The sequence below is a fragment of the Cupriavidus sp. DL-D2 genome (assembly GCF_039710735.1).
Classification (GTDB): Bacteria; Pseudomonadota; Gammaproteobacteria; order Burkholderiales; family Burkholderiaceae; genus Cupriavidus.
The window spans coordinates 30,927-50,419 of record NZ_JBDKXK010000064.1; the positions used below are offsets into that span (position 1 = coordinate 30,927).

Genomic DNA, 19,493 nt, shown 5'->3' on the forward strand with positions numbered 1-19,493 from the left:
TCCGGCGGGCGAAGCATTTTGCGCCAATGTCTCCATGAGCACGCCCGCACTCTCCCTTGAAAACGTGACCTGCACCTTCGTCTCGCGCGAAGACCGTGCGCAGCGCTATACCGCCGTGCGCGATGTCACGATGTCGATCCAGCCCGGCGAGTTCCTCTCTGTCGTCGGCCCCACCGGCTGCGGTAAATCCACGCTGCTGAACGTCGGGGCCGGTTTGCTCGAACCATCCTCGGGCGAGGTGCGCGTATTCGGCGAACCGCTGCGCGGCATCAACACGCGCGCCGGCTACATGTTCCAGTCGGAGGCGCTGATGCCGTGGCGCAGCGCGCTCGACAACGTGATCGCCGGTCTGGAGTTTCGCGGCGTGCCACGTGCCGAGGCCGTGGCGGAGGGCGAGGAATGGCTGCGCCGTGTGGGCCTGGGTGGCTTCGGCGACCGCTATCCGCACCAGTTGTCGGGCGGCATGCGCAAGCGAGTGAGCCTGGCGCAGACACTGGTGATGGATCCCGACATCATCCTGATGGACGAACCGTTCTCGGCGCTAGACATCCAGACGCGCCAGTTGATGGAAAACGAGGTACTCGACCTATGGGCCGCCAAGCGCAAGGCCGTGCTGTTCATCACGCATGATCTCGACGAGGCCATCGCCATGAGCGACCGCGTGGTGGTGCTGTCGGCCGGTCCGGCCACGCATCCTATCGGCGAATTCGCGATCGACCTGCCGCGTCCGCGTGACGTGGCCGAAGTGCGTAACGATCCGCGCTTCGTGGCCCTGCACGCCGCCATCTGGGATGTGCTGCGCGAGGAAGTGCTGAAGGGCTACGCGCAGCAGCGCAAGGTGGCCTGAGGGCTCTGCAAACAAGCCGACAAACAAGCGATAACAATCACGACATGGCTTTTCATCCCGATTCCCGAGGCATGCTGCGCGTCTGGCAGCTCCTCCTTCTCGTAGCAATTCTTCTGATCTGGCACCTGGCCACGCGCACGGAACAGGTGGCGTTCTTCTTCGGCGAGCCGCTGATGGTGGCCAAGCGCATCTGGACCTGGTTCGTGGTCGAGCGCGATATCTACATCCACCTGGGCGTGACGTTGCTTGAAACCGTCCTCGCGTTCGGTATCGGCACGGTGGCGGGCCTGGGTGTCGGCCTTTGGCTCGCTTTGAGTCCGTTCACGTCGGCGGTGCTCGATCCCTACGTGAAAGCCGCCAACTCGATGCCGCGCGTGATCTTGGCGCCGATCTTCGCGGTGTGGTTCGGACTGGGGATCTGGTCGAAGGTGGCGCTGGCCGTGACGCTGGTGTTCTTCATCGTCTTCTTCAACGTCTACCAGGGCGTGAAGGAAGTCAGCCCCGTAGTCCTGGCCAACGCGCGCATGCTCGGCGCCAACCGCCAGCAACTGCTGCGGCACGTGTACCTGCCAAGCGCCACGAGCTGGGTGTTCTCGTCGCTCCATACCTCGGTAGGACTGGCATTCGTGGGCGCGGTGGTAGGGGAGTATCTGGGATCGGCGCGCGGCGTGGGCTACCTCATCCTGCAGGCCGAGGGCACGTTCGACATCAACACCGTATTCGCCGGCATCGTCGTATTGACGGCTTGTGCGCTGGTGCTGGACTGGATGGTGACCGTGGTGGAGAAGCGGCTGATGAAGTGGCAGCCGAAGAGCGGGGAGACGGAGAAGCTTTGAAAAGCCGGATCCCGCTGTTTGTTTGCTCCCCTCTCCCATGAAGTGGGAGAGGGGCGGGGGAGAGGGCAAGCAGGTCAAATCGCGACAGGTCGGCAAGCAGAGCCTCCGACCCTCTCCCCCAACCCCTCTCCCGCGAGCGGGAGAGGGGAGCAAATGTAGTCCTTACGGATTAATAACAATCTTCCCCGTCACCTTCCGCGCTTCCATATCCTTCAGCGCCTGCGGTGCCTGGTCCAGCGGATATCGTGCCGAAATGTGTGGGCGGATCTTGCCTTCCTTCATCCAGCCGAGCATCTGTGCCATGTTGGCCTGATTGGCTTTCGGCTCGCGACGCGCGAAGTCGCCCCAGAACACGCCCACCAGCGAAGCGCCCTTGAGCAGCGCCAGGTTCAGCGGGATCTTCGGAATCTCACCGTTTGCAAAGCCCACCACGAGGTAGCGGCCGCGCCAGGCAATCGAACGGAAGGCGGGTTCAGCGTACACGCCGCCCACCGGGTCGTAGATGACGTCGGGGCCCTTGCCATCGGTCAGCGCCTTGATGCGCTCGCGCAGGTCCTCGGTCGTGTAATTGATGACCTCGTCCGCGCCGTGCTCCTTGCAGACCGCGAGCTTCTCGTCGGTGGAGGCGGCTGCGATGACGCGCGCGCCAATCGCCTTGCCGATTTCGATAGCCGCGAGCCCGACGCCGCCAGCGGCGCCCAGCACGAGCATCGTCTCACCGGCCTTGAGTTCGCCACGGTCCACCACGGCGTGGTGCGAGGTGCCGTACGTCAGCGTGAACGCGGCGGCGACGTCGAAATCGATGCCCGGCGGCATGGGCACCACGGCCTTGGCGGGCGCCTTGGCCTGCGTGGCGAATGCGCCATTGCCGAGGTAGGCAATAACCTTGTCGCCCGGTTTCACATGTGTCACACCGGCGCCGACCGCATTGACCACGCCGGCCAATTCCGATCCGGGCGAGAACGGCAGTTCGGGCTTGGCCTGGTATTTGTTCTGGATGATCAGCACGTCGGGGAAGTTCACACCCGCGGCCTTCACGTCGATGACGACTTCGCCATCGCCCGGTACGAGATCGGGCAGCGTTTCCAGTGAAAGGGAATCGGGCGGGCCCCAGGCTTTGCACAGGACGGCTTTCATGTTGTCTCCATTGGTAATGTGGTCGTGGCCGGGCAAGTGTAGCGCAAGAAAAGCACGGTCGTTCTGTGCAGGAAATCGCTTCATGACCCCTATTCGGGGCGCGCATGATCGGGCTGCTGCAAGCGATTTCAAGGTGCCTGGCAGTGCCGCCAGCGGCGCCTCGCTCAGGTACAATCGCGGCCATGCATATCCTTCTCGCCAACGACGACGGCTACCTTGCGCCAGGGCTTGCCGTCCTGCACGCCGCGCTCGCCCCGCTGGCTCGCGTGACCGTGATCGCGCCGGAGCAGAACCATAGCGGCGCATCCAACTCGCTGACGTTGCAGCGACCGCTCTCCGTCTATGAGGCGCGTGAAGGCGTGCAGAAAGGTTTCCGCTTCCTCAACGGCACGCCTACCGATTGTGTGCACGTGGCGCTGACCGGCCTGCTTGAGGACAAGCCCGATCTCGTGGTCTCAGGCATCAATCAGGGCCAGAACATGGGAGAGGACGTACTGTATTCCGGCACCGTGGCCGCCGCCATCGAAGGCTACTTGTTCGGTATTCCGTCGATTGCGTTTTCCCAGGTCCATCATGGCTGGGAGCATCTGGACGCTGCGGCGCGCGTAGCCCGCGAAATCGTGGCACGCGTGATTGCGCAACCGCCGCGCGAGCCGTTCCTGCTCAACGTGAATATCCCGAACCTGCCCTACGAGCATATCCAGGGGCATCGCGCCACGCGGCTCGGCAAGCGCCATCCGTCGCAACCGGTGATCCAGCAAGTCAATCCGCGCGGCGATCCGATCTACTGGATCGGCCCGGCCGGCGACGCACGCGATGCGAGCGAGGGCACCGACTTCCATGCCACGGCCAACGGCTATGTTTCGCTGACCCCGCTGCAACTGGACCTGACCCATCGCGGCCAGCTCGAACAAATCGAACAGTGGCTGAGGTAAGCGTGTCATCGCCTTGCGCGCTTTACCCGTTTCCCTACGATCGCCGCGCGGCTGCCCTGCGCGTTGCCACAACCATTTCCGTTTCGTTGTCGTCCCCGCAATGAGTTCCACGCCGCGCCGTCCTCGCTTTCCGCTGCCGCTCGATGCCGTGGTCGAACGCAAGCCTGCGCCCGCACGTACCGCCGGACTCCCCGCGGTAGGCAAGCGCGCGGCTGCACCGGCCCCGGCCACGGTCAAGCCGCGCAAGCCTGCGGCGCCGCCCGCACCGCCTCCGCCACCCGGCAGTGCGGTGGAGGCGCGCGCATCGGCGGCCACGGCGGGCGGCGGCGGCATGGCATCGGATCGTGCGCGCGGTGCGCTGGCCGCAAGGCTGCGCGCCGGTGGCATTCGCGACGAGCGCGTGCTGGGCGCGATTGCCACGGTGCCGCGTCATCTCTTCATGGAGCCGGGGCTCGCCTCGCAGGCCTACGAGGATGCCGCGCTGCCGATCGGCCACCAGCAGACGATTTCCAAGCCATCGGTGGTGGCGCGAATGATCGAACTGCTGCGCGAAGGACTGACGCCAGACCAGCCCCTGGAGCGGGTGCTGGAAATCGGCACCGGTTGTGGTTATCAGGCGGCCGTGCTGAGTCTGGTGGCGCAGGAAGTGTTCTCTATCGAACGCATTCGTCCGCTACACGAACAAGCCAAGGCCAACCTGCGGCCGCTGCGCGTGCCCAACATCCGCCTGCATTACGGGGACGGCATGCTGGGCCTGCCGCAGGCGGCACCGTTTTCCTCGATCATCCTCGCTGCGGCGGGCATGGAGGTGCCGCAGGCCCTGCTGGAACAACTCGCCATCGGCGGACGTCTGATTGCGCCCGTGGTGTCATCTGGCCATGGCGCGCCAGGACAGACGGTGACGCAGCAACTATTGCTGATCGAGCGCCTCAATCGGCATCGATTTCACCGGACTGCGCTTGAAGCCGTTTTCTTTGTGCCTTTAAAATCGGGCACCATCTGAGTCGAAATATGCACAACACCGTGAATCCGGATTCCCTTGCACGCGTCGGAAAACGCCTGAGCGTCGTAGCCTGCGCGGCCATGCTGGCCGCCTGCGCCAATTCCCCCATGCCCGCCCCTGTGGTGGACCGTACCACCGGTGGTGGCGGTACCCAGATCTCGGCTTCCACCGAACCAGCGCCCCCTGGCTACTATCGGGTCAAGCGTGGCGATACCCTTTACCGTATCGCACTGGAAAACGGCCAGTCGTATCGTGACGTGGCCACCTGGAACAACCTGGGCAACGCCAACCAGATCGAAGTCGGGCAACTGTTGCGCGTGGTGCCGCCGAGCGCCGATGTCAATGCTGCGCCGGGCGTCGCCACGATTCCGGTGACACCGGGCACCGTGCAGTCACAGCCGATCGATGCAACGCGCCCCGTGGGCACGCCGATGAGTGCCTCGTCGACACCTGCGGCAGCCGCCCCGGCCGCGGTACCGGCTCCGGCCGCGCCCGCAGCCGCTGCTTCGGCGCCTGCGGGAGACATCCGCCTCGCATGGCCGGCCACCGGCCAGCTCATCGGTAAATTTGACGACAAGGGCAACAAGGGCATCGATATCGCCGGTAAAAAAGGTGATCCGGTGCTGGCTGCGGATGAGGGTAGGGTGATTCACGTAGGCCCCTTGCGCGGCTACGGGAATCTTGTCATCATCAAGCACAACGACACGTATCTCACCGCGTACGGTCACAACGACAAGGTACTGGTGGCAGAGCAGTCAATGGTCAAAAAAGGCCAGAAGATTGCCGAAATGGGTAACAGTGATACTGACAGGGTCAAGCTGCACTTCGAGGTTCGCAAGAACGGAAAACCGATCGATCCGATGCGGTATCTGCCGCCACAGTGAGGTTTCATGCCACGCCAGAAAACTGTTTCATCCGGAGTTGTCAGCAGGACCCGTCGTCCAACGCAGCCGGAAGGAAAAGCTGGCGTGGCAGTACAGGCTGACGATGAGAACGGCACCAGCGTGCCGGCAGTCGATCCGGCCTCCGATATGCTGCCTGTCGCCGACGAGCCCATCCGTGCCAGTTCGCGGGCGCGTTCCCGCACTGCCGACGTGAAGGCCGACGACGCCGATCATGACGAGGACGATGGCGACGAGGAATCCGAAGAAGACGAGGAAGAGGGCCGCGAAGCTGCTGCACCCGAGCCCGACGACTTCAAGACCGTGCTCCACACGGAGCTGGCTGCCGATACGGTGCAGCATTACCTGAACCGCATCAGTATCAAGCCGCTGCTATCGGCACCCGAGGAACTGCATTTCTCGACGCTGGCCAAGGGCGGTGATTTCTCTGCCCGGCAAGTAATGATCGAGCGCAATCTGCGCCTCGTGGTCAGCATCGCAAAGGGCTACCTGAATCGTGGCGTGCCGCTGCTCGATTTGATCGAGGAGGGCAATCTTGGCCTGATGCACGCCATCGAAAAATTCGATCCGACGCGTGGCTTCCGTTTCTCGACGTACGCCACATGGTGGATCCGCCAGAGCATCGAGCGCGCGATCATGAATCAGGCCCGCACTGTGCGCTTGCCGGTGCATGTGATCCGTGAACTGAATCAGGTCTTGCGCGCCAAGCGTCATCTTGAAAAAGGTGGCACTGATGGCCGCGACGCCAGCCTTGAAGACATTGCACATCTCCTCGGGAAGACCCCGGACGAAGTGCAGGACGTACTGGCACTTAATGAACACACCACCTCGCTCGATACGCCGTTCGATCTCGACCCGGGATCGAGCCTGCTCGACTTCCTTTCCGATGAGCACAACGCCGCCCCCGACCAGGAGGTGGCGCACCGTGAGTTGGAAGGCCTGATGAAACTCTGGCTGGCTCGCCTGTCCGAGAAGCATCGCTATGTGGTGGAGCGCCGCTTCGGCCTGAACCACATCGAGCCGGCCACGCTTGAAGAGCTGGCCGAGGAAATGGGGCTGACGCGCGAACGCGTGCGCCAGATCCAGCAGGAAGCCCTCGTCAAGCTCAAGCGGCATTTCGCTTCGCAAGGTGTACGCAAGGACGCCGTTTTATGACCCCTGTGCTGGTATTCGACATCGAGACGATTCCCGATGTCGACGGCCTGCGCCGTTTGCATGACCATCCCGCATCGATGAGCGACGCCGAAGTCGCCGAGCATGCGTTTGCTGCCCGCCGTGAGAAATCCGGCTCCGATTTCCTGCCGCATTACCTGCAGCGCGTTGCCGCCATTTCGTGCGTGCTGCGCCGGACGCAGCGCGACGGATCGGCAGTGTTCCACGTTGGATCGCTGGGTACGCTCGAGGATGGTGAAGCCACACTCATCCAGAAGTTCTACGAACTGGTTGCGCGCTACAGTCCGCAACTCGTGTCGTGGAACGGAGGCGGCTTTGACCTGCCCGTGCTGCACTACCGCGGCTTGGTCCACGGCGTGGCCGCGCCGCGTTACTGGGAGATGGGCGAGGGTCGCGAAGACGATAGCCGCGACTTCAAGTGGAACAATTACATCAGCCGCTATCACATGCGGCATCTGGACCTGATGGACCTGCTGGCGATGTACCAGCCGCGGGCCAGCGCGCCGCTTGATGATCTCGCCAAGCTTTGCGGATTTCCAGGCAAGATGGGCATGGACGGCAGCATGGTCTGGCAGGCGTTCCAGAACGGCAAGCTCGACGAAATCCGGGATTACTGCGAGACCGACGTCGTCAACACCTACCTGATGTACTGCCGCTTCCAGTTGATGCGCGGCGGCCTGACCCCTCGCGAGTTTGACATGGAAGTGTCGCTGGTGCAGGAGTCGCTGGCCGAATTGCCGGGCGCGCAGTGGATGGAATATCTGCGTGCCTTCCGCTTGCAGCCGATGGCGCCGGAGGCGGACGACGACGATTGAACCGGATGCCGTGGCTGCCTGTTAACGTTGCAGGCTCAGGTGGATGGGCTGGTGATCGGACGCATCGGTCGTTGCGTTGACTTCGCAACGTTCCAACTTCGGCAGCAGGTCTTCGGTAACGAATATGAAGTCGCAGGCGAACGGTGGCTCGGGCCACTGTTCCTTATCGAACAGGCCGCAAGTCGGCGCGTGCGGCTGGCCTGGATGCGCATGGCACCAGGCATCCTTCCAAGTTACCGTGCCATCCGTATACGGCTCCAGCATGCGCTGATAGGCAATGTCTGTGGGTTTGGCATTGAAATCGCCGCACAGGATGGCTTCCGTCGGTCGCGGCTCGGGCGTGAACGGGCCGAACTTCTTCTCCGATCGGCTTGGCGTGCGCGCGTGCGCGCACGCTTCGGCATGCCATTGCCGCAGCGCATCGGCCTGGGCTTCACGCTGAATCCTTGAATAGAACTCCAGGTGGGTGCAGAGGATGCGCAGCGGTGTGGCGCCGTCCTGCACGGTGACTTCGAGCGCGACGCGCGGCATCGAAGGCACCTCGGGATCGGCGGGCCATGGTAGTGCGTAGCGGAATACCTGATTCACGGGCAGGCGGGTAGCGATGACGTTGCCGAATTGCCGTGGCGTGCCATCGCCATGTGTGCGGTCGACACCCGGGGCGAAGATGACGCGATAGCCGGGCAGCAGCGCCGTCAGTTCGGCCACCTGATCGTGTTGTGGCTGGCCGGGCATCTCGGTGAATCCTCGTGTCACTTCCTGCAGGCAGAGCACATCGGCATCCGCCATCTCGCGCAGTGTGCGCACTGTTCGCGCAAGGTCGACACGGCCGTCTGCGCCGCGTCCCCACTGGATATTCCAGGAAATCAGTTCCATTGCTCGCCTGTATGGTTGGCTACGTCGTGACAGCGCCGTGACTGGACTACAATCGCGCTTTCGCAAAACAATACGACAGGTCCCTCAGGTGTCTCAAGCCGTGTCTTCCCAGCCCGCTCTCGTGGAACAGCCGGGTGCTGCGCCCGCCGCATCCACGCCCGCGTCCACCCCACCATCCGCGCCCGTTGTCCATATCGGCAGCCTCGATATGGAGGCGCGCGGCGTCGGCCGCCTGGTGAACGAGGATGGTACCCCGGGCAAGGTAATTTTCGTCGAGGGCGCATTGCCCGGCGAAACGGTCAGTTACCGTAGCTTCAAACGCAAGCCCAGCTACGAGCAGGCCAGCCTGGTCGAGGTGAAGCAGCAATCGTCGATGCGCGTGAATCCCGGCTGCCAGCATTTCGGCGTTTGCGGCGGCTGCTCGATGCAGCATCTGGACTCGCGTGCGCAACTCGCCATCAAGCAGCGCGTACTCGAAGACGATCTCTGGCATCTGTCGAAGGTGAAGCCCGACGTGGTGTTCCGCCCGATTGCTGGGCCGGATTGGGGTTACCGCTATCGGGCACGCCTGACCGTGCGATACGTGGCCAAGAAGGGCGGCGTGCTGGTGGGTTTCCACGAGCGCAAGAGCAGTTTCGTGGCCGACATGACGCGCTGCGAAATCCTGCCGCCGAAGGTGTCGAATATGCTGGTGCCGCTGCGCGAACTCGTGGCTGGCCTGTCCATCCGCGACCGCATGCCGCAGATCGAGCTGGCAATGGGTGCCGAGGTAACGGCGCTGGTGCTGCGCATTCTCGAACCGCTCACCGATGCCGATAAAGATCTGCTGCGCGCCTTTGCAGACAGGCACGAAGTCCAGTTCTGGCTGCAGCCCAAGGGGCCAGACACCGTCTACGCGTTCTATCCGGTCGAGCAGGAACTGGCCTATACGCTGCCGGAGTTCGGCATCCGGATGCCGTTCCGGCCTACGGATTTCACGCAGGTCAATCATCAGATCAATCGCGTGCTGATCGGGCGCGCGTTGCGTCTGCTCGATGCCCAGCCCACAGACCGCCTGCTGGACCTGTTCTGCGGCATCGGCAATTTCACGCTGCCGCTCGCTACACAGGGCGCGTCCGTCATGGGAATCGAAGGCAGCGAGGCGCTGACGACGCGCGCGCTGGCCAACGCCGAATACAACGGATTGGCGCAGAAGACGTCGTTCGCCTGCCGCAACTTGTTCGAGGTAACTGCCGAGGATATCGCCGCGCTGGGCCGCTTCGACCGCTGGCTGGTCGATCCTCCGCGCGAGGGTGCGCTGGCGGTATGCAAGGCACTTGGCGAACTGCACCAGGCCGGCAGCGATGTGCTGCCGAAGCGCATCGTCTACGTGTCGTGCAGCCCCGCTACACTCGCCCGCGATGCGGGCCTGCTGGTTCACGAGGCAGGCTACACGCTGAAGGGTGCGGGCGTCGTCAACATGTTCCCGCATACCTCGCATGTGGAATCCATCGCCGTGTTCGAGCGCGCCTGATTCCAGCGTCAGCCCATGAAAAAAGCCGCCTTGTCGCCAAGGCGGCTTTTTCGTTGCTGCAGCGTCGCGATCAGTCGCGATTGCCGCCGGCAATACCCAGCAGCGCCAGCAGGTTCACGAAGACGTTGTAGACGTCCAGGTAGATCGCCAGCGTCGCCGTCACATAGTTCGTCTCGCCTCCGTTGACCACCCGCTGCACATCGATGAGGATGAACAACGAGAAAATGGCAATAGCAATGACCGACAGCGTGATCATCAGCGCCGGCAATTGCAGCCAGATATTGGCCAGACTTGCCAGGATCAGCAGAATGACGCCGACGAACAGGAACTTGGCCAGGCCCGAGAAATCGCGCTTGCTGACCGTAGCGATCGACGCCATTACTGCGAACACGGTAGCCGTGCCGCCGAACGCGTACATGATCAGCGCCGGTCCGTTCGAGTAGGACAGCGTCAGGCTCAGGATGCGCGCCAGCATCAGTCCCATGAAGAACGTGAACGCCAGCAGCAGGACCACGCCCATGCTGCTGTTCTTGGTCTTCTCGATCGCAAACATGAAGCCGAACGCCACGCCCAGGAAGAGCAGGGCGGACAGCATCGGGCTGCCGGAGATCAGTGCGGTGAAGCCAGTGACGACCCCGATCCAGGCGCCGAGCACGGTCGGCACCATCGAGATGGCCAGTAGCCAGTAGGTATTGCGAAGGACCCGGTTGCGGACTGCAACATCGGCGCCCGCGCTAGTGCCGAATCCGTAACTGTTCAGCTTGTTGTTCATGGTGACTCCTGTCATCAAGTATGTGAGGCGCCGGGGTTACCCGACAGCACGCTGCCAATGTGGCATCGCGTTGGGGCTTTTGCAAGGGGCTTTGTATTGACAAATACCCCCACCCGTAGTTGTTCTCCGAAAACGTCAACATTTTGACGCAACTGCGGGGCGACTGTTCCTTCATTTCACGAATGTAATGTGATTTACAAGGCTTTTTATAGTAGTGCCCCACAGATTTATCGCGTGCCTTGATGGCCATGTCCAGGCGCGCTCGAATCCGCCATCCGGTCGTGCTAGAATTGCACGTTTAATCCATTTGTAACCCCTTCATTTTTCGGAGTTTTTCATGGCGATCGAACGCACCCTGTCGATTATCAAGCCGGATGCTGTGGCCAAGAACGTTATCGGCCAGATCTACGCCCGTTTCGAGGCCGCTGGCCTGAAGATTGTTGCAGCCAAGCTGGTTCAACTGTCGCGCGGCGAAGCCGAGCAGTTCTACGCTGTCCACGCAGCACGCCCGTTCTTCAAGGATCTGGTTGACTTCATGATTTCGGGCCCGGTCATGATCCAGGCTCTGGAAGGCGAAAACGCCATCCTCAAGAACCGCGACCTGATGGGTGCCACCGACCCGAAGAAGGCTGAAAAGGGCACGATCCGCGCCGATTTCGCCGACAGCATCGACGCCAATGCCGTGCACGGCTCGGACGCCGCTGAAACGGCTGCCGTGGAAGTGGCTTTCTTCTTCCCGGGTATGAACGTTTACAGCCGTTGATTGTCTTCTGACATCACGACTGAACCTGTAGCAAAGTTGGAAACTGCCGTCATGAACGATCTCGTCAACCTGCTCGACCTCGACGCGGACGCGCTCACCCGCTATTGCGGAGAGCTCGGCGAGAAGCCGTTCCGTGCGCGGCAGCTGCAACGCTGGATCCACCAGTTCGGTGCCAGCCGCTTCGATAGCATGTCGGATCTCGCCAAGTCGCTGCGCGAAAAGCTCGCGACGCGTGCCGAGATCCGCGCGCCTGCCGTCATCACGGACAACCTGTCCACTGACGGCACGCGCAAATGGCTGATCGACGTTGGTGCCGGCAATGCGGTGGAGACGGTGTACATCCCCGAAGACACGCGCGGTACGCTGTGCGTGTCTTCGCAAGCCGGATGCGCCGTCAATTGCCGGTTCTGTTCAACCGGCAAGCAAGGTTTTTCCCGGAACCTCACCACCGGCGAAATTATCGGCCAGCTCTGGATGGCCGAATTCGCGATGCGCGAGCAACTGGGGCGCGGACCCAAGGATGACCGTGTCATCTCCAATGTGGTGATGATGGGCATGGGCGAGCCGCTGCTTAACTACGACGCCGTCGTGCCGGCCATGCGGCTGATGCTCGACGACAACGCGTACGGCCTGTCGCGCAGGCGCGTGACGCTATCCACGTCGGGTGTGGTACCGATGATGGATCGCCTGTCGAAGGACCTGCCCGTGGCGCTGGCCGTCTCGCTGCATGCGTCGAATGACGCGCTGCGCGATGTGCTGGTACCGCTGAACCGCAAATATCCGTTGGCCGATTTGATGGCGGCATGCCGTCGTTATCTCGAATTCGCGCCGCGAGATTTTGTGACTTTCGAATATTGCATGCTCGATGGCGTCAACGACACCGTCGAGAATGCGCGGGAACTACTGAAGCTTGTGGCCGACGTGCCGTGCAAGTTCAACCTGATCCCGTTCAACCCGTTCCCGGAATCGGGGCTGAAGCGCTCGAACAACGAGCAGATCCGCCGCTTCGCCCAGGTGCTGATGGACGCGGGCCTTGTAACGACGATCCGCAAGACCCGTGGCGACGATATCGACGCCGCCTGTGGTCAGTTGGCTGGCGAGGTCATGGATCGTACTCGTCTGGCCGAGCGGGGCAAGTTCGGCAAGATCACGCCACTGGTTCCGGTGCCGTCCGGCGCCGCTCGGGAGGCTCGTCCTGCATGATCCGTCTGCTTGTCGCTGCCCTGTCAGGGCTGTTGATGTTGTCCGCCTGTACTTTGCCCCAGGGACCCTCGCAGGATATCAAGACCGCTTCCGATCAGACTACCGCGAACAAGCGTTCCGCGATTCGGCTGCGCCTGGCGACGCAATACCTCGAGGCGCGCCAGTATCCGGTGGCGCTTGACGAGGTCAAGCAGGCGATCAATGCCGATCCGTCGAGTGTGGACGCCTACCATGTGCGTGCGCTGATCTACATGGGTATGGGCGAGAACGCGCTGGCCGAGGACAGCTTCCGCACGGCCCTGAACATGCGCAGCAACGACGCGGACGTGTTGAACAACTACGGCCTGTTCCTGTGCGAGGCTCATCGCTACCCGGAAGCGAAAGCAACGCTGCAGCGCGCGGTGCAGGCACCGTCGGCCAATGGACCCGTAAAGCCGCTGACCGCGCTCGGTTCATGCGAAATGCGCAGCGGCGACCTGGCCGGTGCGGAAAAAAATTTGCAGACGGCCTACGGATATGACCGCAACGATCCGTCAGTGCTCATGAATCTTGCGCAGCTGAATTTTCAGCGCGGGGACATGAGGCAGGCCAACCAATATATCGGCCGCGTCAACGGCAGCCGTTTCGTCAGCGCGCAGTCCCTCTGGCTGGGAGCGCGTATTGCCCGGCGGCAGGGCGACGATCAGGCGCAGAGCAAGCTGATTGCGGAGTTGCGCAACCGCTTCCCCGATTCGCGCGAGTTGACCGCATACGAGAGAGGAGCTTGGGATGAATGAACAAGAGCGCGCCGACAGCCAGGCCACGACTACCCGGAACGTTGGTGGCGGCGCGACAGACTCCGACCGCGAGGCCGTCGCCCGCGAAATCGGGGCACAACTGAAAGACGCGCGAGAGGCGCAGCGCCTCTCGCTGGAAGATGTGGGTGCTCGCCTCAAAGTGGCACCGAACAAGCTTCAGGCGATCGAGTCCGGCGATGTGTCGAGTCTGATGGACGTGACCTTCGCCAAGGGTGTGATGCGCGCGTATGCGCGTACGCTCCAGATCGATATCGATCCCTTGCTGGGTCGCTATCATGCGCAGGCACAGGCTACGCCCGTGACCGGCATCACGCGCCGCCATGAGGGTGCCCTCAACCAGGCGTTCGACGACCGCAAGCGTTTCGGCAAAAAGACCGGCGGCGCGGGCGGACGTTGGCTCTGGCTGCTTTGCGTCATTGCGCTGGTGGGCGTCGGTGGCTATTTTGGCTATGACCACGTCAAGGCGTGGCTCGATGCACGCAGTGCGGCCGTGACGGAAGCACCGGCTCCGGCCACGTCATCGACAGACGATACGACCGCCCAGCAGAGCAATGGCGACGGCACGGTGACTGCCGCGCTGCCGCCCGTCATGGTCGGTAACGATTCGCCGGCACCGTCGGAATCTGCCGCTGCGTTGGAAGCGCAGGCCAAGCCGGCAGGTGCTGCCACTGCTGCCACAACAGCGACAACGCCGGCACCTGCAACGACGGCTTCCGGCATGCCGTTGGCAACGGGTGGAGCATTGGCTCCCGCCCCGGCCCTCGCACAGGATAAGTCGGCCACCTCCGTCACTGGCGCATCGGCACCAGCCCCTGTGGCTGCCGCGAGTACCGGCACGGGTGCCGTGCAGATCCGCTTCTCGTCCGAAACCTGGTTCGAAGTGCGCGACCGCTCGGGCAAGGTGATCATTGGGGGCACCGGCAAGGCCGGCGATACCGTGACCGGTACCGGCGCGGGTGGTCCGTACAAGGTGATCATCGGAAATGTTAAGGGCGTGGAGTCGATGGCGCACAATGGCGCGCCGGTGGACCTCCAGGCCGCCAATCGGAACAATGTGGCGCGCCTGACCTTGCAGTAATGCGGTCCGGGCGGCGCAACGAGCCATGCCAGATGAAGGTGGTAATGCAATGAACCAGAACGCTTTCCAACCGGTGATGCCGGGTCCGCTGCCGCGTCGCAACTCGCGCCAGGCCAGTGTTGTCTGGGGTGACAACATCGTGACGATCGGGGGTGGCGCGCCAGTGCGCGTCCAGTCGATGACCAATACGGACACGGTCGACGCGATCGGCACGGCCATCCAGATCAAGGAACTCGCACGTGCGGGTTCGGAGATCGTCCGGATTACGGTCAACACGCCGGAAGCCGCAGCCGCCGTGCCGTCGGTCCGCGAGCAACTCGACCGCATGGGTGTGAACGTGCCGCTGGTGGGCGATTTTCACTACAACGGTCATACGCTGCTGCACGATTATCCCGACTGTGCCCAGGCGCTCTCGAAATACCGCATCAATCCCGGCAACGTGGGCAAGGGCGCCAAGCGCGACAAGCAGTTCGCCGAGATGATCGAGATGGCGTGCCGCTACAACAAGCCCGTGCGGATCGGCGTGAACTGGGGCAGCCTGGACCAGGACCTGCTGGCGCGCGTCATGGACGAGAACGCCGCACGTGCACAGCCTTGGGCCGCGCAAAGCGTAATGGTCGAGGCGCTGATCACGTCGGCGATCGAGTCCGCGCAAAAGGCCGAGGAAATCGGCCTGCCGGGCGACCAGATCATCCTGTCGTGCAAGGTGTCGCAGGTGCAGGAACTGATCGCCGTGTATCGTGAACTGGGCCGCCGTTGCGACTACGCGTTGCACTTGGGGCTGACCGAGGCCGGCATGGGCAGCAAGGGTATCGTCGCATCGACGGCTGCGCTGTCGGTTCTGCTCCAGGAGGGCATTGGCGACACGATCCGTATTTCGCTGACGCCCGAGCCGGGTGCTGCGCGCGAGAAGGAAGTCTACGTCGGTCAGGAAATCCTGCAGACGATGGGGCTGCGCAACTTTACGCCGATGGTTATTGCGTGCCCGGGTTGTGGCCGGACGACCAGCACGACGTTCCAGGAGTTGGCGGCAAGTATCCAAGGCTATTTGCGCGAGCAGATGCCGCTCTGGAAGACCGAGTTCCCCGGCGTCGAAGAGATGGACGTGGCCGTGATGGGTTGCATCGTCAACGGCCCCGGTGAAAGCAAGCACGCCAACATTGGCATTTCGCTGCCGGGTTCGGGCGAGTCGCCGGCCGCGCCGGTGTTTGTCGATGGCGTCAAGGTCCGCACGCTGCGCGGAGAGAATATTGCCCAGGAGTTCCAGGCGATCGTGGACGAATATGTCCGCTCGCACTATGGCCCGGGCGCAAAGCAGGCAAAACAGGAAGCCGTGGCCTGAGCGCGTGACGCGCCAGGTAACGCTGCCACTACCAAGAAGACATGAGCGAAGACAAGACGAAGGCCGCCAAGGCACTGCAGGGCGTGAAGGGCATGAACGACATGCTGCCCGCCGACGCCCCGCTGTGGGAAATGTTCGAAGATGCCGCACGCGGCATGCTGCGTGCCTATGGCTACCAGCAGATCCGCACGCCTATCGTCGAGCATACCCAGCTGTTCGTCCGCGGCATCGGTGAAGTCACTGACATCGTGGAGAAGGAGATGTACTCCTTTACCGATGCGCTGAATGGCGAGAATCTGACGCTGCGTCCGGAAGGCACGGCTGCCGCTGTGCGCGCGACGATCGAGCACAACCTGCTGTATGACGGCCCGAAGCGCCTCTGGTACACGGGTCCGATGTTCCGTCACGAGCGCCCGCAGCGTGGCCGCTATCGTCAGTTCCACCAGCTTGGCGCGGAAGCGCTCGGTTTTGCTGGTCCGGATGTCGACGCTGAGATCATCCTGATGTGCCAGCGCCTGTGGGATGACCTGGGCCTGGTTGGTGTACGCCTGGAACTGAATTCGCTGGGACAGGCGCACGAGCGCGCCGCGCACCGCGAGGAATTGATCAAGTACCTTGAAGGGTTCCAGGACATTCTCGACGAGGACAGCAAGCGCCGCCTGTACACGAACCCGCTGCGTGTGCTGGATACGAAGAATCCCGCGTTGCAGGAGATGGCCGCCAACGCGCCCAAGCTGGTCGATTTCCTGGGCGAGGAATCGCTGGCTCACTTCGAGGGCGTGCAACGTATCCTCAAGGCCAACAATATTCCGTTCAAGATCAATCCGCGTCTTGTTCGTGGCCTCGACTACTACAATCTTACGGTGTTCGAGTGGATCACTGACAAGCTCGGTGCGCAGGGCACGATCGCCGGCGGCGGTCGCTACGATCCGCTGATCCAGCAGATGGGCGGCAAGTCTGCTCCAGCGTGTGGCTGGGCCATGGGCATCGAGCGGATTATCGAACTGCTGCGCGAAGAAAAGCTGCAACCCGACCCGGTTGGCTGCGACATCTACATGGTGCACCAAGGCGAAGCTGCCGGACTGCAGTCCATGATCGCGGCCGAGCGTCTGCGTGATGCGGGTCTCGATGTCGTCCTGCATGCCACGCCGGATGGCAAGAGCGGTAGCTTCAAGTCGCAGATGAAGCGTGCCGATGCGAGTGGCGCAGCCTTTGCCGTTATCATTGGCGACGACGAAATTGCCGCTGGTCTCGTACAGGTCAAGCAACTGCGTGGCGGCGACGCTGCGGCAGGGGGCCCGCAGACCAGCGTGCCGGCAGAGGAACTGGTCGAGTTCATCATCGCCAGGATGGTGGATGCGCTCGATGATGAAGAGGACGACGAGGACGACGAGCAGTAAGACAACCGTCGGACTTCGTACCGCGGCCGCTGACCTTGACGGAAAGCGGCCGCGTCAATATTAACCAATGCGGGTAACTGACTCGACATGGCTTACGATCTGGAAGAACAGGAACAGCTTGAGACCCTCAAGGCCTGGTGGAAGCAATACGGCAACACGGTAACCTGGGCGCTGATCGCCGGGTTGTTCGCATTTGCAGCGTGGGCCGGCTGGAACTACTGGCAACGCACGCAGGCGCGGGACGCGGGTCTGCTTTACGAGCAGGTGACCAAGGCTGCCGAGGCGCGCGACGCCGATCGCGTCAAGCGCGCAGCGACGGATCTCGAAAGCAAGTTCGGCGGTACCGCATATGGTCCGATGAGCGCGCTGACCGCTGCCAAGGTGCTGTATGACGCCGGCGATCTGGCTGGCGCCAAGTCGCAACTGCAGTGGGCGATCGACCACGGTGGTGATGACTATGCGCCGCTGGCGCGCGTGCGTCTGGCGGGTGTGCTGCTCGACGAGAAAGCCTATGACCAGGGTCTGGCGCTGCTGAAGGACGAGCCGGCGCAATACGCGGCATTGTTCGCCGATCGTCGTGGCGATTTGCTGGCCGCACAGGACAAGCGGGAAGAAGCGCGTACCGCCTACAAGCAGGCACTCGAAAAGCTGGGTGCCGCCGAGGGTGGCATGCGCCAGATTATCCAGTTCAAGCTCGACGCGCTGGGCGCGGCCTGAGCGAGGACCGCGGACCGCTGATAGTTTTCAAAAATTCAGGATCGCACCCTATGACGTCATTGCTTCGTACAGCCGCTACCCGCACTATCGTGGCCGGCACTTGCCTGGGCCTTCTGGCGGGCTGCTCGCTGTTCGGCAAGGAAAACAAGCACCCGCCGACGGAACTCAAGCCGATCTCGGCAACGCTTTCGGTCAAGCAGGCATGGAAGGCCGATGTGGGCAAGGGTGGCCAGTATGTGATGGCACCTGTGTCCGCCGGCAACGTCGTGTTTGTGTCGGGCAAGAGCGGCTCGGTGATGGCGATAGATGCCACCAACGGCCAGACACTGTGGAAGGCCAAGACCGATATCGACCTGACTTCGGGTCCGGGCACCGATGGGCAGACCACGGCGGTGGCGGGTGAGAAGGGCGCCATCTACGCGTTCGACAAGAGCGGCAAGCAGATCTGGAAGAAGCAGATCAATGGCGAGGTCCTGTCGGCTCCGCTGGTCGGCAACGGGCTCGTGGTCGTTCGTACCACGGATACGCGCCTGATCGGATTGGATGCAGGGACTGGCGAACGCCGCTGGATCTATCAGCGCTCGCAATCGCCTCTGAACCTGCGGGCTGCCATGGGCATGGTGTTCGCCGGCGACGGCATTGTGACGGGCTTCCCGGGCGGCAAGCTCGGCGTGCTGGCCCCGGGCAACGGTGTGCTGCGCTGGGAAAGCACGGTCTCGTATCCGAAGGGCGTGTCGGAAATCGAACGCCTGAACGACGTGACCGGCATGCCGGCTGTCTACGGTCGCCAGGTATGCGCCACGACGTTCCAGGGCCGCGTGGCCTGCCTCGAACTGGCCAACGGCCAGCCGCAGTGGGGCAAGGACTTCTCTTCGCCGGGCGGTTTGGCGCAGGATGAAACGTCGCTGTTTGCTGGCGACGAATCGTCTACCGTCTATGCGTTCGATCGCCAGAACGGCAATGAGCGCTGGAAGAACACGGATCTGCGCTACCGCAGCCTCGGCGCGCCAACGACTCTGGGCCGCTCGGTGGTGGTAGGTGACTACGAGGGCTATGTCCACTTCCTTTCGCGTGAGGACGGCACTGTGCTGGCGCGGATGAAGACTGACGGCAGCGCCGTCACCGCAGCCCCGGTCGTGGCCGGCGCGACGTTGGTGGTGCAGACGCGCGACGGCGATGTATTCGGTTTCGTGCCGAACTGATCGCCTGCGTACACAAGTCCGCCTGTGCCCCTGTCGCACGGGTGGCGCCAATCCGGTAGCATGATCCCTGGTCGTGCCAGGTAAATAGCGGATTGGGGCAGATGCCCCGCATCCGCTCGACAGGAAGAGCGGCCAGCCGTGCCTCAGGCGCGGTGGTTGTTGGATCAACATGACTCCGGAAT

At 62.9% G+C, this 19,493-nt stretch carries 19 protein-coding genes; 16 read left to right on the forward strand and 3 right to left on the reverse strand.

Annotated features, from left to right (window positions below):
- Window positions 1-34 precede the first annotated feature (34 nt).
- Both ABDB81_RS25215 and ABDB81_RS25220 read left to right on the forward strand, forming a co-directional pair.
- Entirely contained in the window at window positions 35-847 is an 813-nt protein-coding gene (locus ABDB81_RS25215) for an ABC transporter ATP-binding protein (protein ID WP_346813910.1), read from the forward strand.
- 44 nt (window positions 848-891) lie between these two features.
- Entirely contained in the window at window positions 892-1,683 is a 792-nt protein-coding gene (locus ABDB81_RS25220) for an ABC transporter permease (protein ID WP_160472590.1), read from the forward strand.
- A gap of 162 nt (window positions 1,684-1,845) precedes the next feature.
- Here ABDB81_RS25220 and ABDB81_RS25225 read toward each other — a convergent pair whose 3' ends face one another.
- Entirely contained in the window at window positions 1,846-2,820 is a 975-nt protein-coding gene (locus ABDB81_RS25225; RefSeq protein WP_137926160.1) for an NADPH:quinone oxidoreductase family protein, read from the reverse strand.
- A gap of 182 nt (window positions 2,821-3,002) precedes the next feature.
- Here ABDB81_RS25225 and surE point away from each other — a divergent pair, with 182 nt between their 5' ends.
- The 5 genes from surE to ABDB81_RS25250 all read left to right on the forward strand — a co-directional run bounded on the left by surE (window position 3,003) and on the right by ABDB81_RS25250 (window position 7,648).
- Window positions 3,003-3,755, forward strand: a complete 753-nt coding sequence (gene surE / locus ABDB81_RS25230; RefSeq protein WP_137926161.1) for a 5'/3'-nucleotidase SurE — start codon at window positions 3,003-3,005, stop codon at window positions 3,753-3,755.
- 100 nt (window positions 3,756-3,855) lie between these two features.
- Window positions 3,856-4,758, forward strand: a complete 903-nt coding sequence (locus tag ABDB81_RS25235) for a protein-L-isoaspartate(D-aspartate) O-methyltransferase (protein ID WP_137926162.1) — start codon at window positions 3,856-3,858, stop codon at window positions 4,756-4,758.
- Window positions 4,759-4,766: 8 nt separating this feature from the next.
- Window positions 4,767-5,642 carry a peptidoglycan DD-metalloendopeptidase family protein gene (locus ABDB81_RS25240; protein WP_137926163.1) on the forward strand — a complete coding sequence of 292 codons (876 nt, stop codon included), beginning with the start codon at window positions 4,767-4,769 and terminating at the stop codon, window positions 5,640-5,642.
- A 6-nt stretch (window positions 5,643-5,648) separates the two neighbouring features.
- On the forward strand, window positions 5,649-6,815 hold the full coding sequence (gene rpoS / locus ABDB81_RS25245) for an RNA polymerase sigma factor RpoS (protein ID WP_160472588.1): 1,167 nt from the start codon (window positions 5,649-5,651) through the stop codon (window positions 6,813-6,815).
- A complete protein-coding gene (locus ABDB81_RS25250) occupies window positions 6,812-7,648 on the forward strand; it encodes a 3'-5' exonuclease (protein WP_137926165.1) in 837 nt (278 codons plus the stop codon). Before rpoS ends, ABDB81_RS25250 begins: the two co-directional genes overlap by 4 nt.
- Window positions 7,649-7,669: 21 nt before the next feature.
- Here the strand turns inward: ABDB81_RS25250 and ABDB81_RS25255 are convergent, their stop codons facing one another.
- The gene (locus tag ABDB81_RS25255) at window positions 7,670-8,524 is read right to left on the reverse strand and encodes an endonuclease/exonuclease/phosphatase family protein (RefSeq protein ID WP_346813911.1); all 855 of its coding nucleotides are present in this window, start codon (window positions 8,522-8,524) and stop codon (window positions 7,670-7,672) included.
- 100 nt (window positions 8,525-8,624) lie between these two features.
- Here ABDB81_RS25255 and rlmD point away from each other — a divergent pair, with 100 nt between their 5' ends.
- Entirely contained in the window at window positions 8,625-10,037 is a 1,413-nt protein-coding gene (gene rlmD, locus ABDB81_RS25260) for a 23S rRNA (uracil(1939)-C(5))-methyltransferase RlmD (RefSeq protein WP_346813912.1), read from the forward strand.
- Window positions 10,038-10,107: 70 nt separating this feature from the next.
- Here the strand turns inward: rlmD and ABDB81_RS25265 are convergent, their stop codons facing one another.
- Window positions 10,108-10,809, reverse strand: coding sequence for a Bax inhibitor-1/YccA family protein (locus ABDB81_RS25265; protein WP_137926168.1), 702 nt, complete (start codon window positions 10,807-10,809; stop codon window positions 10,108-10,110).
- Window positions 10,810-11,146: 337 nt separating this feature from the next.
- Here ABDB81_RS25265 and ndk point away from each other — a divergent pair, with 337 nt between their 5' ends.
- The 8 genes from ndk to bamB all read left to right on the forward strand — a co-directional run bounded on the left by ndk (window position 11,147) and on the right by bamB (window position 19,311).
- On the forward strand, window positions 11,147-11,572 hold the full coding sequence (gene ndk, locus ABDB81_RS25270; RefSeq protein WP_137926169.1) for a nucleoside-diphosphate kinase: 426 nt from the start codon (window positions 11,147-11,149) through the stop codon (window positions 11,570-11,572).
- Window positions 11,573-11,623: 51 nt separating this feature from the next.
- A complete protein-coding gene (rlmN, locus tag ABDB81_RS25275; RefSeq protein ID WP_160472585.1) occupies window positions 11,624-12,775 on the forward strand; it encodes a 23S rRNA (adenine(2503)-C(2))-methyltransferase RlmN in 1,152 nt (383 codons plus the stop codon).
- The gene (gene pilW, locus ABDB81_RS25280; protein ID WP_160472584.1) at window positions 12,772-13,551 is read left to right on the forward strand and encodes a type IV pilus biogenesis/stability protein PilW; all 780 of its coding nucleotides are present in this window, start codon (window positions 12,772-12,774) and stop codon (window positions 13,549-13,551) included. Before rlmN ends, pilW begins: the two co-directional genes overlap by 4 nt.
- Window positions 13,544-14,650, forward strand: a complete 1,107-nt coding sequence (locus ABDB81_RS25285) for a RodZ domain-containing protein (protein WP_160472583.1) — start codon at window positions 13,544-13,546, stop codon at window positions 14,648-14,650. The genes pilW and ABDB81_RS25285 overlap by 8 nt, the downstream gene beginning before the upstream one ends.
- Before the next feature lie 49 nt (window positions 14,651-14,699).
- A complete protein-coding gene (gene ispG, locus ABDB81_RS25290) occupies window positions 14,700-15,992 on the forward strand; it encodes a flavodoxin-dependent (E)-4-hydroxy-3-methylbut-2-enyl-diphosphate synthase (protein ID WP_160472582.1) in 1,293 nt (430 codons plus the stop codon).
- Window positions 15,993-16,033: 41 nt separating this feature from the next.
- Window positions 16,034-17,392 (forward strand): histidine--tRNA ligase, encoded by a 1,359-nt coding sequence (gene hisS, locus ABDB81_RS25295; protein ID WP_137926174.1) that lies wholly within the window; start codon window positions 16,034-16,036, stop codon window positions 17,390-17,392.
- Between the two features lie 87 nt (window positions 17,393-17,479).
- Window positions 17,480-18,109 carry a tetratricopeptide repeat protein gene (locus ABDB81_RS25300; RefSeq protein ID WP_137926175.1) on the forward strand — a complete coding sequence of 210 codons (630 nt, stop codon included), beginning with the start codon at window positions 17,480-17,482 and terminating at the stop codon, window positions 18,107-18,109.
- A 50-nt stretch (window positions 18,110-18,159) separates the two neighbouring features.
- Window positions 18,160-19,311 (forward strand): outer membrane protein assembly factor BamB, encoded by a 1,152-nt coding sequence (gene bamB, locus ABDB81_RS25305; RefSeq protein ID WP_160472581.1) that lies wholly within the window; start codon window positions 18,160-18,162, stop codon window positions 19,309-19,311.
- Window positions 19,312-19,493: the final 182 nt, after the last annotated feature.